At 44.8% G+C, this 17,273-nt stretch carries 11 protein-coding genes; all 11 read right to left on the reverse strand.

Annotation, left to right across the window (positions count from 1 at the left end; all coding sequences use genetic code 11):
* Positions 1 to 8: 8 nt before the first annotated feature.
* Positions 9 to 1,928 (reverse strand): beta-N-acetylhexosaminidase, encoded by a 1,920-nt coding sequence (locus Vt282_RS02365; protein ID WP_162047141.1) that lies wholly within the window; start codon positions 1,926 to 1,928, stop codon positions 9 to 11.
* 13 nt (positions 1,929 to 1,941) lie between these two features.
* On the reverse strand, positions 1,942 to 2,817 hold the full coding sequence (locus Vt282_RS02370) for a glucosamine kinase nucleotide-binding domain-containing protein (protein ID WP_162062460.1): 876 nt from the start codon (positions 2,815 to 2,817) through the stop codon (positions 1,942 to 1,944).
* A 3-nt stretch (positions 2,818 to 2,820) separates the two neighbouring features.
* Entirely contained in the window at positions 2,821 to 4,536 is a 1,716-nt protein-coding gene (locus Vt282_RS02375; RefSeq protein WP_162062461.1) for a glycoside hydrolase family 9 protein, read from the reverse strand.
* Between the two features lie 75 nt (positions 4,537 to 4,611).
* Positions 4,612 to 5,607, reverse strand: coding sequence for an ABC transporter ATP-binding protein (locus Vt282_RS02380; protein ID WP_162047138.1), 996 nt, complete (start codon positions 5,605 to 5,607; stop codon positions 4,612 to 4,614).
* A gap of 39 nt (positions 5,608 to 5,646) precedes the next feature.
* Positions 5,647 to 6,630: an ABC transporter ATP-binding protein gene (locus Vt282_RS02385; protein WP_162062462.1), complete on the reverse strand. Its 984-nt coding sequence runs from the start codon at positions 6,628 to 6,630 to the stop codon at positions 5,647 to 5,649.
* A gap of 2 nt (positions 6,631 to 6,632) precedes the next feature.
* Entirely contained in the window at positions 6,633 to 7,658 is a 1,026-nt protein-coding gene (locus Vt282_RS02390; protein WP_162062463.1) for an ABC transporter permease, read from the reverse strand.
* Between the two features lie 2 nt (positions 7,659 to 7,660).
* A complete protein-coding gene (locus tag Vt282_RS02395; RefSeq protein ID WP_162047135.1) occupies positions 7,661 to 8,647 on the reverse strand; it encodes an ABC transporter permease in 987 nt (328 codons plus the stop codon).
* Between the two features lie 175 nt (positions 8,648 to 8,822).
* On the reverse strand, positions 8,823 to 10,505 hold the full coding sequence (locus tag Vt282_RS02400; protein ID WP_162047134.1) for an ABC transporter substrate-binding protein: 1,683 nt from the start codon (positions 10,503 to 10,505) through the stop codon (positions 8,823 to 8,825).
* A gap of 654 nt (positions 10,506 to 11,159) precedes the next feature.
* Complete coding sequence (locus Vt282_RS02405; RefSeq protein WP_415663433.1) at positions 11,160 to 14,564, reverse strand: response regulator; 3,405 nt, start codon at positions 14,562 to 14,564, stop codon at positions 11,160 to 11,162.
* Positions 14,565 to 14,853: 289 nt separating this feature from the next.
* Positions 14,854 to 15,876, reverse strand: a complete 1,023-nt coding sequence (gene rsmC / locus Vt282_RS02410) for a 16S rRNA (guanine(1207)-N(2))-methyltransferase RsmC (protein WP_162062464.1) — start codon at positions 15,874 to 15,876, stop codon at positions 14,854 to 14,856.
* Between the two features lie 167 nt (positions 15,877 to 16,043).
* Positions 16,044 to 17,129 (reverse strand): AI-2E family transporter, encoded by a 1,086-nt coding sequence (locus Vt282_RS02415; RefSeq protein ID WP_162047132.1) that lies wholly within the window; start codon positions 17,127 to 17,129, stop codon positions 16,044 to 16,046.
* Positions 17,130 to 17,273 lie beyond the last annotated feature (144 nt).

Raw genomic sequence — 17,273 nt, forward strand, 5'->3', positions numbered from 1 at the left:
TGTTAGGGTTATTTTTGTTTCCACGGTTGACGGTATTGCACACCCTGTTTATCTAGGAGTGGTAAATGCCCCTTCAATCGTGATAAATAATCTTTCCAATCACGGTGCTGTTTGTTGGTCCAGCAGGCTTCAGCAAGTGCGGTTAGACGTGGGAATATCATGTAATCCATGCGTTGTTGGTGAGTAATAATCTCGCACCACAATGCGCATTGAATTCCTAGAATGCGTTTGCGAATCGGATCGCTCTCTGGCACATTTTTCAGCGGTTCATAGCCATAAGCGATTTCCAATGGAATCGTTGCAGCCCAGTCCACACCTGGTTCTTCAGGTGCGTAATCCTGAGTCATATCGAGATAGGTGTATTGAGCTGGCTGCATGATGACGTCAAAGCCTTGGCTGGCACAATTGAGTGCCGCTTCTTCGCTTAACCATGAGTAAATGACAGTATCTTTGCTTACTTTGTTGCCGTGCTGAGCTTCTTCCCAGCCCACCATGCGTTTGCCCATTTTTTTCAGGCTCTTTTCTGCATAACGCAGAAGGTGGCCTTGCAGCTCTTTATGGCATTGGTAGCCAAGCTCCTCCATCAGCGCTTTGCAGCTTGGACTATCAATCCAAACCCCATTGGGTACTTCATCGGCACCAATGTGAACCCAAGGTGATGGGAACAGTTCAACCACTTCAGCCAATACGGTATCTAAAAATTCATAGGTACCTGCGAGTGCGGGAGATAGCACGTTGTCGTTATAGTGTTGAATGCTGCGAAATTGCGATTTGTCTTCACTATCCGCCAATAGATGAGGTAGTGATTTGATGGCTGCGCGGCAGTGTCCTGGAATATCAATTTCAGGGATCACGGTGATGCCACGTTCTGCTGCGTAGGCAATGACGTCGCGAATTTCATCTTGGCTGTAATAGCCTTGATAGACTTCTTTGAGCGTACTGAATTGTGGCTCAAGCGCAGTGCCTGGGCCGCGTTTAGAACCAATGTCGGTGAGTTCAGGGTACGCTTTGATCTCAATGCGCCAGCCTTCATCATCGGTTAAATGCCAATGGAATTGGTTGAATTTGTAGTGTGCTAGCTGATTGATCAGGCGCTTTACACGCTCTACTGGATGGAAGTGACGCGCACAGTCCAGCATCATGCCGCGATAGCGAAAACGAGGTGAATCAGAAATTTTCACATGACGAACACGCAAGGTATTGCGAGTGTCTGTTGCTTCGACTAACTGTAGTAGCGTCGCACACGCATGGATAAAACCTGCTGCTGAGCCAGATTCAATACGAATACCTTCTTTTCCTACTGTTAATGAGTACTCGCCCTCATCTAAGATCGGATTGTCGCGAAATAGAATATCGCTATGGCCAATCGAGTGCGTTTTAAACTCATACAATCTTTCTAATTCAACTTGCAGCCAGTTTGCTGCACCTTCGGCGCGCGTTGAATTCAGTGTGATCTGACTGTTTGGTGATAGCAGGTAGTAGCCATCTAACAAATTGATCTGATTTGGTTTAGGGATCAGAGCGAGTTTAGAGGCTTCCACTTCAGGAATATGTGAACGCTCACGATAAGGTGAGGCCAAAGCGATTGGTGTGACCACGACAGGGTGGCTCACTTCTCCGTTATGCTCTACGACTAACGCATCTTTAAAGCCATCGGTGTAGTAGCGTAGTGGTGCAGTATTGATGCTCAGTTCGCAATAGTAATGCTGATTCGCTTTGAGAATTTGAACATCAGGTGTAATGGTGCAAAAGCTACCAATCTGTTTGATTTCACCATGGTTAACGCTTTCAGGAAGCACATAGCGATCGATAATAAATTGCAACTTCCAATCAATGAGGTCTTGATCAGACAAGTTATGTAATGTGACACCAAATCGACAGAATTGTTTCTGTTCAGATAAAACGGTGAGATCAATGCGATAGCTCATATCTACAAAATCCTTAGTACAGATTATGCTCTGCTTTTCCTGCCATCATGATCGCGCCTTCAATTGCATCGAATTGAGGTTGTACGATCCATTGTTGTACAGGTGGAGAGAGCCAATCTTGAATGCGTTCTGCAATGCTGCCCATTAAACAAATACGAGTAGCGCCCTTGTTATTTAATGCGATAAGGAACATCTCGATATCTGCTGCTGTTTGTTTCAGCATTGAGATAGCGAGAGCGTCCCCTTCAAAGGCGTACTGGAAAATAGCCGGAGAAAATTGACCGTAATCTTTAGGAATAGCCCCTTTTGACCATTCAACAATGGCATCGACATCATGATTGAAATGATTGAGCACATGCGTAACGAGTGGCGTGGTTGCTACGATACCGTCGTAAGCGAGCAATACTTGTTGAATCAAGCGCAAACCCATTACAGCACCGCCACCTTGGTCTGAGATCGGGAACTCGCGACCACCGACCACATGCTGTTGACCATCTTTTAACAAGATACCGCAAGAACCCGTGCCACCAATCATAATGGCGCCATCATCACCATTGTGAGCACCTAAGCATGCGCCGTAGGCGTCGGTATTTAGCACTATTGATGCGAATGGATGAAGTTGCGCCATAAACGCCTGCCAAGAATTTTTATGCTCGGCACCGGCTAACGCTAAACCTACGTGCATGTTAGAAAAGTCATCTTGAGTCAGGTTTGCTTGCTGCGCAGCGCTAGCAATGGCCTCGATGATTGAAACCATTGCAATATCGGCACCCAACATGATGTTTGCACTGCCACTTTTGGCTTCACCTAACAAATTATGCTGCTCATCGCGAATACGCGCGCGGCAAGAGGTACCGCCGCCGTCGATGCCAACGTAAAACTGTTTCATTCTTTAACCCTTCATACTGTCAAAGTGGTTAAATTGGGTCATGATCGCCAGTAAGTACCATGCACCATGTGGAATCCATTGCTCACCCCAGCGCCAGTTCTGCAACATGTCATCTTTTTGCGCTTCCGGTTTGAAGGCGATATCTTCTTCGTCATCAAAACCGCCAGTAATACCGTTACATACGCCGCCTTTGGCATTAAAGAAACCAAGCTCAGGTAGGTAATCAGGGTTGTTGTGGCCGAAACCATCCAACATGCACATGTTGTATGGGTTATGACCCACAATCCAGTTCAGAGCATTTTGCGCGTATTGCAGCAGTGCTCGTTGAGTCTCTTGTTCGACAAATGGAATCGCCATCAGCGCCATCGTTGCGAGTGATCCTAAGCGAGCATTTTCACCTTGCCACCAGTAGCCTGTTTCGTTGTCATGCGCGACAAAGAATGCGCTGCGTTTTTCGCCATTAACTGGTTTTACATATTGGCGTGGGTAGCCAAATGGGTTGGCAACCTCTGTGCTGATAGTCAGCTCGAATTCAACAGCTTGAGTGACGACTTGTTTGATCACTTGCTGCTGATCTGCATCCATTTCAATTGCAAGATATTCACATAGCGCAATAACGGGCAGGCCAGCCTCGGCTGCGTGGAAATATGGGCGAGAGCCGTCACTGTTTGCTGACCAGTAATGTTGCATGTTTTGGTCAGAGGTTTGGCGTGCTGCTAATCGGTTTGCCCAAATGCGGCTTTCTGTGAGGTATTCTTCATTATTCGTTGCGCGGAAAAGCTCAACTGTCGCCAATAGGGCGCAGTATTCATCGATGATATTTTCTTCACCATCGTTAAGGTATTCGAGGTTCATCTCTTTGAGATGCGCATAGCCTTTTTCTGCCGCTTGTAAATAGTCAGCGGAAGAGTATTCACCTTCAAATTTTGTACTCGCTGCTTTTGCAAGCGCCGCAATTGAAATGCCGCCACCTTGTCTAAAGCCCGCTTGGTAATCTTCAGACTTATGACCCTGTTGCGTGGCATAAGCGCAGATATCACGTTGATTGATATCTTTTGACCATTTATCAAAAACGGTCATGTAGAAATAGCCGGTTGAATGTTGCATGCGCACTAAGAAGTCTGCACCAAACAAGGCTTCTTCAAGTAAACGCACTGCAGAAAATTTGGCAAATTTCTCATTGTTGCCCAAAAGCTCAAAGCCTTTGAGCATGTTCCACACCACCATTGGGATTTGCTGTGGATTGAAATAGTTCGCGTAGGATAAATGGCTTAGATACTTGCTGACATCGCCGGATGCATCGTACCAACCACCATGGACATCCACGGTTTCATCGCTACCGAGAGGTTTTGCGTGACGATCTTTCTTGTCAAAAACACCGCTACAACGTTGTGACTTGAAGTAGTGAATTACATCGGAAAATGTACGTTGCATTAGCACGCCGGTGCCAATTTCAAATACTTCAGAACGAATATTATCAAAGCGTAAGTAATAACGGCCTGCTTGCTTAAATTCAGAGAAATCAATGCGAAAAAAATTCCCTTGGTGCCAATGGGCGACTTTTCCGCCTTTATTGACTTCCATTGACGCAACAGTCTGATGACTATCAGCACACACCAGTAAGGCAGTGGTAGTAGACAGGCGAGGCTTTCTCGTCATCAAAACAGCCTGTTTAGGCCCAAGGGATTCATAACCAATATGGTTAGTAACTAGCAGCATTGCTGTCTCCGCAAAAAAGTAATGGCATTGGTTAGGGAGTAGAGCCAAGAGTTTTCACTCTTGGCTCATTAGTGCTTAGTCTTCGAAGAGGTAACAACGAACAAAGTGGTTTTCTGACAGTTGAGTGACGCCAGGTAATTTTTCACGACACTTGTCAGTTACATGCATGCATCGGCCTGCAAATGGGCAACCTACTGATGTAGGAGTCCAAAGAGGAATTTCGCCTTTGTTACCTTTCAGTTTTTCGTGAATAGATTTACTTGGATCTGGCACCGCAGATACCAACAGTTGAGTATAAGGGTGTTGAGGATCGTGAATGATCTCTTCAGTATCACCCCATTCAACCATGTGACCAACGTACATAACCGCTAGATCTTCTGCGATGTAACGCGCTGTTGCGATATCGTGAGTGATGTAAAGGAGAGACATTTGTTTCTCAAACTTCATCTCTTCCATTAGGTTAAGAACACCAGCACGGATCGATACGTCAAGCATGGATGTTGGTTCGTCAGCGAGTACCACTTCAGCGCCTACTGCGATGTTACGAGCCAAGTTAACACGTTGACGTTGACCACCAGAAAGTTGGTGAGGGTATTTCTCTGATGTCGCTTTTGGCGGAATTAGGCCAACTTGCTCCAACAGGTCATATACACGCTCTTCTAGTTCCTTCTTATTGCCTGGGCTTACTTTTTTGTGAATTAAAAGTGGGCGCGCAATGTGGTGGAAAATAGTGTGCGTTGGGTTTAGAGAACCAAACGGGTCTTGCCATACCATTTGCACACCTTCGCGGTAGTGCATTAGGTCTGCACCAGAATGAATATCAAGAATGTCACGACCTTTGTAGGTAATTGTACCTGACGTCGGTGCATACATTTTTGCAATCATCTTTGCAGTTGTTGATTTACCTGAACCAGATTCACCAACCACAGCCAAACCACGGCTCTTGTACATCTTGAATGACACGTCATTGATAGCACGCATCATTGGTTGTTTTAGGGCATTACTGCTGATAGGAAAATCTTTAATCAGGTTTTTACCTTCTATCAGTAGTTCGCCGAAATCTTTGCTCATAATTGTCTCCAGAAATTATTCGTTTTGCTTATCAGATTGCTAGATTTTGGTCTGGGCAATTGGCTCACCGTAAAGGTGGCAGTTTGAGAAGCGATTTGGCTCGATCTGTCTTAATACGGTTTGTACTTGAGTACATTTTTCATGTACGCGGTCACAACGAGCTTGGAAACGACAACCTTGCGGTACTTCAAGTAGGTTCAATGGGTTACCTGGAATACCGGTTAACTTAGTTTTTGGACCAGTCAGTGGAGGGAATGAACTTCCCAGACCCTTGGTGTAAGGGTGGAATGGACTGGTCAAAATTTCTTTTGACGGAGCAACTTCGATCAATTCACCTGAGTACATGATGCCGATACGGTCTGAGAACTCGACCATTAGAGAAAGGTCGTGAGTAATAAACAGAATCGAGAATCCGAACTCTTCTTTTAGCGCATAAATCTTTTGTAGGATTTCACGTTGAACTACTACGTCTAGTGCTGTAGTCGGTTCATCCATGATGATCATCTTTGGATTTAGAGCTAGTGCAATTGCAATAACCAGGCGTTGACGCATGCCACCAGAGAACTGGTGAGGATAGTCCGTCAAACGACTTGGGTGAATATCCACGATTTCCAACAGACCTTCAGCACGGCGACGCGCTTGGTCGCGAGTCATGTTCGTATGACGCATGATTACGTCACAGAACTGCTCTTCCATCGTTAATACAGGGTTCAAAGCGTTCATCGCGCTTTGGAACACCATCGACATTTCGCTCCAACGGAATGCCTGCATGCGTTCATCACTGTACTCTAGAATGTTTTCACCGTTGAAAATTACCTCACCACCGGTAATGAACGCTGGCGGCTTATGTAGGCGCATTAGCGAGAACGCAACGGTTGATTTACCACAACCAGACTCACCAGCAAGGCCAAATACTTCACCAGGAGCGATATCAAAGCTTACGTCGTTACATGCGCGTACATCACCTGCTGCTGTAATGTAGTCTACGCAAAGGTTGCGGATAGAAATTAGTGGTGCTGTCATAATTATTTATCTCCGCTCAAAATTGCATTTTGAGGCGCTAGCTCAAGCTCACGCTCTTTCTTCTCTTGTTCTGCTAGTTTCTTCCAGCGCTTCATGCCTTTGTGTGAACGTAGCTGCGGGTTAGCAATTTCGTCTACTGCAAAGTTAAGTAGTGCAAGACCAGTCATTAGAATAATCAGTGCAGAACAAGGAGCTAATAGTTCCCACCATGCGCCGATTAGCATTGATGAAGACGTTTGTACGTTGTAAAGCATGATGCCCCAGCTCACAGTGTTTGGATCGCCCAGACCCAAGAATGAAATGGTGGCTTCCATCATGATTGCGTACATAACAGAACCGATAAAGCTTGCACCAACGATTGGAATTAGGTTCGGCAGAATCTCAATGAAGATGATACGCCATGAAGATTCACCCAATACTTCCGCTGCTTTAACAAACTCTTTTTCGCGCAGAGCCATGGTTTGCGAACGTACAACACGCGCACCCCAGGCCCAGGAGGTAAAGCCGATAATCAAGGCGATGGTGAGAGGGCCTGCTTCACCGATAAATGCCGCCAATACGAACAACAGTGGATATTGCGGTATAACCAACATGATGTTCATCGCTGCGGTTAAGAAGTCATCGACACGACCACCGAAGTAACCTGCCGAGATACCGATTACCGTTGCTAAGAAACATACTGCGATACCAGCACCGAAACCGACAGATAGAGACACGCGCGCACCGTGTACGAATTGTGACCAAATGTCACGACCCATACGGCTAGTACCCATTACGTGATCCGCTTTCTTAGACATTGCAAGTGTACGGCGGTCATCTGCTAGGTTAGTTGCTACCCAGCCATCTGGGTTTGCTTTTGCTGCTTTCACAACGAAAGCAGGGTATTCATGTGGGTTACCTGTACGTTTATCTGGCGCATGTTTTGCCAATACTGGTGCAAATAGGGCAATAAATAGGAATGCCATTAAGATGATGCTACCCACTAGGGCCATCGGGTTACCGATTACGAGTTTAACGAAGCCTTTCATAATTATTTGCCTCCCTTGCGTAGGCGAGGGTCTAGTACAACGTAAAGCATGTCAGCCAGTAGGTTAAAGAACAGCATGAATAGCGTCATGATAAGTAGCTGACCTTGAAGAACTTGGTAGTCACGCGCTTTGATTGCGTTAAACAGAACTGAACCTAGACCTGGGTAGTTGAAGATGATCTCGATAATAAGCTGACCACCGATCGCCATACCTAGTGCCATAGAAAGTGCTGTTACACTTGGAAGCATCGCGTTACGTGCTGCGTAGTTGAATACCACGCGTTTTTCACTTAGACCCTTACCTTTAGCCATCGTGATGTAGTCTTCTGCAAGTAGGTTAATCATGTTGTTACGCATGTTTACCAAGAAGCCACCGATTTGAACGATAGATGCACAGACAAGAGGGAGCACTGCGTGGTAAGCCGCATCTTTATAGAATGCCCAGCTTGTCCAATCTGGTGTTGTACCCGCTGTGTAAGCGTAGCCAGTTGGGAACCACTTTAAGCCGATAGCAAAGGTAAACAGTGCAATCATCGCAATAACAACTTGAGGTACTGCTTGAATAACTAGCATGCCCGGAGTGATGAACGCGTCATACTTGCTGCCGCGGTGCCAAGCTGCGTAGATACCAAGAATCGAACCCAAAGAGAACGAAAGTACTACTGCTGTACCAGCTAGGAATAGTGACCAGCCAAATGCGCCACCTAGTAGCTCATTTACTGATAGAGGGTAAAGTTGAATTGAAGTACCCAACTCCCAGCTTAGAATGTTTTTCATGTAGGCCAAGTATTGCATCCAAAGTGGACCATCTACGAAGCCAAGTAGTTTTTTCATCGCTTCGATACGCTCAGGCGTAACGTTAGCGGCTGCGTTAGCAAACATCATGGTAACTGGGTCACCAGGCATTGCTCGTGGAATAATGAAGTTTAAAGTCGCGGCAACTAGGAGCGCGATAAAATAAAATGACAAACGTCTTAAAAAATAACCCATAACTTACACCTTACTCACCCAGATATTTCCTGTCCCTGGTGTCAGGTCGCTCTTAGCGAAACCACAAATTTGAGCGTAAAAATCCCCTGACGCTTTGCGCCATTCCTTAAACGACCGATAGGATTAGGGGGGGATGTGCGGCGCACGGAATGTGCGCCGCTAGATTGAATATCTATTACTTAACTGGTTTTAGGTCCAGTACGTGTAGTAGACGTTCAGGGATACCAGCCCATACGTTTGGACGGCCCTTAGGATTTTCTTCGTTCCACCAACCAGTGAAGCGAGTTGTATTGTATTGGTACATGTATGCACCAGACATTACAGGGATCGTTACTTGGTCAGCTGCGATGATCGCTTGGATACCGTGAGCGATTTCCAATTGTTCCGCTTTATCTGCAGTCTTGTAGAAGCTGTTTAGTAGCTGGTCTAGCTTAGCATTCTTGTAGAAGTGCATTGCGAAACGAGGCATACCGTCGCCAGATTGCAGTTCAGAGTTGTATGCACTGTTCCAGTACATGTGTGGATCTGCACCGTGGAAGTAGTTAGTGTATGCAACGTCGTATGTACCTTCTAGCATCTCTTGGTTGTACACAGAGAAGTCTGGTGTACGAGCTTTCGCTTTGATGCCAACTTCAGCTAGTTGCTCAACAGCAAGTTGAACAGTGTTGTTGAAGTCAGTCCAACCGTTTGGAGATTGGATTAGAAGTTCGAAAGATTTACCAGATGGCGTGTCAACGAAACCGTCTTTGTTCACATCTTTAAAGCCAGCTTTCGCTAGAAGCTCTTTAGCGCCTTCAACGTTGTATGTGTTGAAGCCTTGGTATTTCTTATGAGTTTCTTCATCAGACCAAGTCTTAAATGCGTAACCTAGACCAGAAGCGAAGTCGTTCACTGTACCGCCACCGTAGAATGCGATGTCGATAATAGTTTGACGGTCAAGAGCCATAGAGAACGCGCGACGGAAGTCAACGTTAGTTAGTGCTTCGTTCTTAGCTGCGTCTGGGTTTTTGAAGTTAACTACGAATGCTTGAGTACCTGATGGCGGGTACCAGTATTGGTGGTTAGGACTTGCTGCTGCGTATGTACGATCGATATCTGGAATGAATGAAGAAGACCAGTCGATTTCGCTGTTTACAACTTTACCAAGGAATTGGTCGTTGTTTGCGATTTGAGGAACGCGTAGACAGTCAACATCTAGGTTGTCTGCATCCCAGTATTTAGGGTTAGCACACTGGATGTATAGCTGACCAGTAAATGTATCGATCTCAGTAAATGGACCAGTACCTACTGGGTTTTCGTTCGTGAAGGTAGCTGCATCTTTAACTTTGCTCCAGACGTGCTCTGGAACTACAGGTACTTTAACGATTTCGTAAGCTGCGTTTGAGTTAGCTTCTTTGATGTTGAACTTAACTTGGTAGTCGTTCAATTTTTCAACGCTAGAAACCCAGTTGTTGATACCGCTTTGGTCTAGTTCAGGTTTAGCTTTAACTAGTTCAAATGAGTAAACAACGTCATCAGCATCGAATTTTTCGCCATCAGACCAAGTCACACCCTTACGAATGTCAAAAACAACGCTTAGTAGATCGTCAGCAATTGTGTAGTTCTCTGCTAGACGGAATACTGGAGTGTTACCTTGCATTTCGTTAAATACAACTAGAGGCTCGTAAATAAAGTCAGTTGTTGTATGTAGGTTAGTAGCACCTAAGAATGGGTTGAAGTTACGAACGAAAGTTGTAAATTCTTTAGGGTAGATTGTTAGTTCACTGCGTTCTGCAGCAGTTGCTACTGATGCAAAACCAGTAGTTGCTGTTGCGATGATCGCTGTTGCTAGTGCAGTTTTTTTAATGTTGGCAAGCATAGCTGTTCCTTACTATTTGCTTTCATTTCACTAATGGATACGAATGTTATCAATTGATGAACACTCACTAAGGCCTACCTCAAATAAGGATGGATAACGTCGGAGGTTGTCATTCATCCTGAGTGGCCTGTAGACCTCAGGCAGGGTTAAGAAAACACCTTATTCGTCGGTTTAGCAATTGCGTTTCCCGTCAAAAACGTTAAAAACACCTCCGTTCACGTCAATAACGTAAATATTCAATCTCAATTGCACCAAATTGGTGAAAATCCCCTGTTGATATAGCTCGCAAAAATCCGCCGGTTGATACACTTATGTAAGTGGTTACTATCGCTATGAGTTATCTATTTTAAAGGTTTGCGTTCTTGTTTTTGGATGTGAGATCTTAGTCACTGCTAATGTAAAAGGTTAATTTCACACGCTAATTTAATTCTGCCGAATTATTGTGATAACTCTCTCAAATACGTTCTAATATTGGTCAGATTGTGCTTTTTTACTGCAATTGAGTCTGTCATTAGCAAAAAAATACGCAATTTTGACGGTGATATTTGGGTTGTTTTTCGCCGTGTAAAAACTGTTTTTACGGGTAAGATTGAGGCAAAAAAAAGCCCACTTTGAAAGTGGGCTTAGCATTTATATCGTACTTATTTTATCGCGCTAAGTGGTGAGCAAATACTGCAGCTTATCCCGCAGCTCTTCAATCTTAGTTCGCTCTTTGGTCATATCTTTGCAGTTATCTAAAATGTACTCTAGTGAATTCAACACCGTGCGCCAGCGTGGCGTCTTCGGTAGAGTTTCGATACGCAAATATTTATCCAGAGTTCGAGTTTGTAGCGTACTACGGTCCAAATAAACTCGCCATAGACCACTTTGCTCAGCAAAAGTAAATTTGCTGTGACCTGATGAGCTTTCCCAATAATCCAGAGCTGTGGTCATTGCGTCCACCAGTACTTCACGCATCAAATCTTGCTTAGATTTTTGGTCACTGCTAACGCGATCTGCCAAGCGTGTAAATTCGCCGCCGAGCTCTTTCAGTTGCTGTAGCTTGCCTTTATCACCATCAAAAGCGTAGCTGCTTAGCGCTTCAATTGCAGTTTCTAAGTTATTGATGCGTTGAGCGTTTACACCACCACCGTTATCAAAGATATACATTGATTTTAGGCCAGAAGCCTCAGGTAGGCGCAAAATGTCTGCATCGATATGTTGACGCATATCTTCCACATAAATATCAACCTTCCCGCAGTAGTGTTCTTGGCTGATATCGAGGAATCGAGGGGCAAGAATCTCTTCTGAGCTTGAACGCTTGAGTTGTTCTACGGAGCGCTTAAATAGTCGTGCTGCAGCCTCATTCGCGAAGCGAATTCGATTGTCATTACGTGTACACACGATGGCTTCTGGTGCTGATTCTAATTGCTCTAAAAGCCTGCCTTGAGTTTCAATCAAGCTGGCTTCAACGGCCGCGCGGTGGCGCAATTCGTCTTGCAACACTTGGTTTTCGATACGACGTTTTTCCGCCTGGCTTGCCGATAGGTGCACTAAAATACGCGCGGCGAGTTCCTGCTTATTAAACGGTTTAGATAAATAGTCATTCGCACCAGAGTTAAAACCACGAATTCGGTCGTCCGCTTGATTGAGCGCGGTAAGCATAATTACTGGAAGCTCGATATTATCGTAGCTTTCACGTATCGACTCACACACTTGATAACCACTCAGGCCAGGCATCATAACATCCAGCAGCACAAGTTCTGGTTTCTCTTCTTCGATTGACTGCAGAGCTTCATAGCCATCTTTTGCTGTGCGTACTCGGTAGCCGGCGAGACGAAGGAAACTATCTAAAACGCGTAAGTTGACGGGTTCGTCATCAACGACGAGTAACAATTCACCATCAGGATTTTCCGGTAGACTCGCCTCTACCGTCTCTTCCATGGCGTAACTTTCAGGAGCTTGGAAATGTAAGCTGTCACTATGGCGAGCTTGTGCAACCTGATCTTCGGTGGCTAGTGGTAACGTAAAGCTAAATGTCGTGCCGACCATAGGCTGGCTACTGACGTACAAAGAACCGCCCATTAGTTCAACTAATTGACGACTAATAGAGAGGCCTAATCCTGCACCTTGACGGTAACGACTGGCATCATCGCCAGCTTGAATCAGAGGTTCAAAAATATGCTCCAGCTGATCGGCGGGAATGCCTTGGCCGGTATCGACCACTTGAACGCGCATTTTTGCGTCGACAATATTGGCAGAGATAACGATCTTGCCTTCACGCGTGTATTTGATGGCATTACCAACTAAGTTATATAGCACTTGCTCAAGTCGTTGCGGATCTGCGCACACCCAAACTGGCTCAACGGGCACTTGGTTGATAATTCGAATCTGTTTATTGCCTAATAAATGGGAAGAAAGCTCAAGTACTAAGCGTGTGGCACTGGATAGGTCTACCGCACAGGTATCGATATCCATATTGCCATAACGCATTTTGTGATAGTCGAGCAAGTCGTCCACTAATGTGGTTAGACGCTGTCCACTGCTAATGATGATGCCTAGTTGATACTTATGCTCGGAACGAATAGGGCCGTTCGCACCAGAAATTAATGCTTCAGCAATTCCGACCATACCGTGTAAGGGCGTTCTTAGCTCATGTGAGGTTGTTGCTAAGAACTCATCTTTAAGTTTATTGGCCAGTTGCAACTCTTCATTCTTTTTACGAATTAACTTTAGGTTGTTCTCTAGCTCTTCATTTTGCTCTCGAATCAGCTGCATTTTTTCACGAATAGAACGTTGCATTCGTTCAAATGCGGTTGCTAAGCGGCCAATTTCATCGGTCCGTTCAGTATTGATCTCCGCACTGAGATCGCCAGCGGAGGCTTTTTCGGCTGACCAAGTGAGTTTCAGCAATGGTGCGGTAATGAAATTGGATAAATAGTGAGAAGAGACAATCACCACCAAAATAGCAACCAGCATCGCGATGACAAACAAGGTTTCGAGTTGTTTGATGCGAGAGAATGCCTCTTTTTCTGATACTTCGACCACTAATGCCCAGTCCAATCCTTTAGCTTGAATGTGACTATGAGCGGCGATAATTTCTTCACCTAAACTATTGGTAAAAGTGCCAACTGAGGTAGGTTGAGTAAACGCTTGATTGATAATCGATTGGCTGTTATCAACATCTTCTTGGCTATAAGAAAGTGTGCGTAATTGATTGTTCTTGTTAACCAATAATGTCTTGATCGACCAGACGTTATTATTGTCAGCGATTAACTTGGTTAAGCTATTATTCGGCAAGCGGAACATTGCGTAGCTGTGTAGGTAACCTTGCTGAATAATTGGAGCACCAATCCAGGCGTAACTTTTTCCTTCATGTTCAGCAAAGTCAGAAAAAACCACGGGTGTATAGTCGAGGCTTTGTTTTCTTTTCTGTGCGACTTCGTCCTGCAGCGCTTTAAATGCCTTTCCTAAGTTGTCGTTGTGGTACTTTCCGTCAAGTAAGTTGGTGCCAAAATAGTCGTGCTTATAAATCGAATACGTCACGTTGCCGTTAATATCGACCAGCAAAATGTCGTCAAAATCAGAGCGTTTGAGTAACTCCAAAAACGAACCGTGATAACGCTTGTGCAGTAGGCGGTAGCGTTCCGTCGCATTAAATACCTCAGACTCCGGCAAAATTGACGTTTTTATTTGATCACCTGATCCGATGATATAGCGCTGCTGTGCCAATTGTCTTGCATCCTCAATGTTGAGGCCAAGGTTTTGAAAGGCGTTGACTAAACCATAGAAGCGGCCACCGCTGGCATAAGCGAGTTCCGAGCGCACGACGCCCATAACCTCTGATTCCCTTGCGTTAAGATAATCGACAATTTGCTGTTGCTTACTATCTCGAACAGAAATTAAGTGAGAGGTGCTTTGTTCTTGTAAGTCTTGGCTATGTGAATGCAGAAAAAACAGCGCAATAACAGTCAACGGTGTAATGCTAAGTGCAAGAAACGCTAGCATCAGCGTATGTTGCAGGCGCTTAAATCTCTGTTTGCGGTACAACTTAAACATAATGAGATGATTACTTTCCATGAAAGCTGGTTCAAATTAACCAGGGGTTAAAACATGTCACTTCGGTTGTTTCGCGGGCGGCATCGCACATGAGAAGGGCTCGTCAAAAACGAAGAAGTGTGAATTTTCCTAAAATGACAAAATTAACGAGTTTTTTTGCTTTGACAAGTAAGTCCAACACAAAGCGTGGTAGGCAGCGCATAAGGTACTAAGTGTATCCGTCACTGTTGAGGGCGGAGTTTCTCGGATAGAAATTTGGCAGGTAATGCGGAAAATAATGCCCAACCAAAGGTTTTGGCTGGGCATAGGATTATTTTTGCGCGTGGTAAATCGTAAATTTATTGGTTTTATTGAGCGTCTCACAATGACCAAAAGATTGTTCGATAATTGGTGGATACTTCAAAAAGCTATTAGCCACAATAATCAATTCACCCGCCGATTTTAACTGTTTTGGCGCGTCTTTTAACAATGTTTCCGTTGCTCCATAGCTTGTGTTTAAGCCCGAATGGAATGGTGGATTGCTAATAATAAATTGATAATCATCGGCGCAGTCTGAATATACGTTAGACGCGAATACTTTACCTTGCAGATTGTTCGCTCTCAGTGTTGCCTTTGATGATTCAATCGCTAATGCGCTGATATCACACATTTCTAGCTCAATGGTAGAGTTTAAGGTAGCCATTACCGAACCGATTACTCCAGCCCCACAGCCAAAATCGAGCACTTTACCTGACAGGTTAGGTAAAGTGTCTAGCAGTAGTTTACTACCGATATCAAATTCACCATGGCTGAATACACCCGGTAAACTCTTAATCGTCAATTGATGCTGTTGGTAATTGACGTGGTAGGTCTTAAACCATTGCTGCATATCAAATGGTGCCACGTCTTGAGTACATTGCCCCCAATAGAAAGAGCAACGACGAGCAGAATCGTATTTAGTGATAACACCGTATGGTTTAAACATTTTTTCAATGCTTTTGATCCCAGAGCGGTTTTCACCTACGACGACGATTTCCGTATCTTTGCCCAACTTTGCCATCAGCATTGCCAGCAAATATTCTGCTTCTGCTTTTGCTTTCGGCCAATAAAGCAACACTAAGTCCGCTTGGGTTGGTTGATCAAATTCTGCGCCAAATACACAAGTAATGTTGTTGCTGGTTTTAAGTTGATCGTAGTAGCCGTAATGAGTGGTAAATACCGTGACGGATTCACAGTACTTTTGCAGCTCGATCGGAAATAAGTCTTCAGCTTCGCCGGCTACCAGGACGTGTTTGCCTTCAAAATAGGCAAGTTGGCGCTCAGCAATTTGGCTTGGGGCAGTATAAGCAGACATGGATTGGCTCAGTGATATAAAACAGTGGGGGATTTTCTCACAAAGCTTTGCTTGGTGCTAACTTATCTGTCACCAATAAAGCGGTGAGATGGGCAACATATTGAGAATGAAACAAAAAGCCTTGGAACAGAGGCCAAGGCTTTGATGATTACGATAAGGTATCAAGTTTACGTTCGATCTTGCTGGTCGAGAAAATCAGAAAACTCTTCTTCGTAGATATAGAACAGCACCATAGTGACGGCGAAAATGATTGGACCGTAGATTAAACCAATCAAGCCAAAGAGATGCAGGCCACCAAGTAGAGAGAAGAAGATCATCAGCGTGTTCATTCCCGCGCTGCCTTGCATTAATAATGGTCGTAGAAGGTTATCAATTGAACCTACGATTGCCACACTCCAAATTAACAAGAAGATGGCCCAAGTCGTATCACCAGTTAGGAAGAGGTAGATAGTCGCTGGAACCCAAATGAGTGCCGTGCCGACGACTGGGATAAATGACGCAAAACCCATCATTGTGCCCCAGAAAAGCCCAGGGAATCCGGCAAGCCACATCGCAAAACCGCCCGCAAGACCTTGCGCGATCGCGGTTAAGAACGATCCCATCACAGCGGATTTTGCCACCTTCTCAACCTCGTTGAGTAGTTTGTCTTCTTGGCTGCGAGATAGTGGCAGAATATGACGCATTGCTGAGATGATTTTGTCGTGATCGCGCAATAAGAAAAACAGCACAAACAACATCAAGAAAAAGGACATCAAAAAGCTGGTCGCGTCCCCCAAAATCTTGGCGCTAAAGCCAACAATATTGCTACCAAAGGTCGTAGCGAATTGACCGATACGAGCGGCAATTTCTTGTGGTTTGATTTCCTCAAATGGTAGGTAAGTGTTGACTAACTTAAGAACTTTAACCACCCAAGGGTGCGCAAAGGCTTCTTGAATGCCACCATGAGTAACCCAAGAGTAAACGTTTTGTGAGAAGACAGTACCTTGCTGAACAATCGCTGCAAAGACAAACAGGAGTGGAATAACGATGATAAAAGTTAATACCACACAGGACAGTAGCGAAACAACATTCGGGTGTTTAGGCAGTTTTTTCTCAATCCATTGATGAATAGGGAACATCAGTAGCGAGAGAATAAATGCCATCACAATTGAGTTGATATAAGGCTCGACTAACAAGAAACAAGCAAAGCCTGCAGCAAGCAATGCTGCGATCAGAACCCAATGTCCTGAGGTGATTTTTAGTTTTTCTGTCACGATAGTGCCCAATTAAGAATCAAGTTATAAGGTTATACCCAAGTAACCTCGAGCTGCATATTTTCGCGAGGATGACTAGGTTAGGCGTCACTTGGTTATATTATGAGTATATAATGGCTGGAATTCTAAGTGTTATCAATCAGG

The organism is Vibrio taketomensis (assembly GCF_009938165.1).
Classification (GTDB): domain Bacteria; phylum Pseudomonadota; class Gammaproteobacteria; order Enterobacterales; family Vibrionaceae; genus Vibrio; species Vibrio taketomensis.

Bases quoted from the DNA above. Each gene is read 5' to 3' on its own strand.
- Vt282_RS02365 (WP_162047141.1), bottom strand. From the start codon at position 1,928: ATGAGCTATCGCATTGATCTCACCGTTTTATCTGAACAGAAACAATTC.
- Vt282_RS02370 (WP_162062460.1), bottom strand. From the start codon at position 2,817: ATGAAACAGTTTTACGTTGGCATCGACGGCGGCGGTACCTCTTGCCGC.
- Vt282_RS02375 (WP_162062461.1), bottom strand. From the start codon at position 4,536: ATGCTGCTAGTTACTAACCATATTGGTTATGAATCCCTTGGGCCTAAA.
- Vt282_RS02380 (WP_162047138.1), bottom strand. From the start codon at position 5,607: ATGAGCAAAGATTTCGGCGAACTACTGATAGAAGGTAAAAACCTGATT.
- Vt282_RS02385 (WP_162062462.1), bottom strand. From the start codon at position 6,630: ATGACAGCACCACTAATTTCTATCCGCAACCTTTGCGTAGACTACATT.
- Vt282_RS02390 (WP_162062463.1), bottom strand. From the start codon at position 7,658: ATGAAAGGCTTCGTTAAACTCGTAATCGGTAACCCGATGGCCCTAGTG.
- Vt282_RS02395 (WP_162047135.1), bottom strand. From the start codon at position 8,647: ATGGGTTATTTTTTAAGACGTTTGTCATTTTATTTTATCGCGCTCCTA.
- Vt282_RS02400 (WP_162047134.1), bottom strand. From the start codon at position 10,505: ATGCTTGCCAACATTAAAAAAACTGCACTAGCAACAGCGATCATCGCA.
- Vt282_RS02405 (WP_415663433.1), bottom strand. From the start codon at position 14,564: ATGGAAAGTAATCATCTCATTATGTTTAAGTTGTACCGCAAACAGAGA.
- rsmC (WP_162062464.1), bottom strand. From the start codon at position 15,876: ATGTCTGCTTATACTGCCCCAAGCCAAATTGCTGAGCGCCAACTTGCC.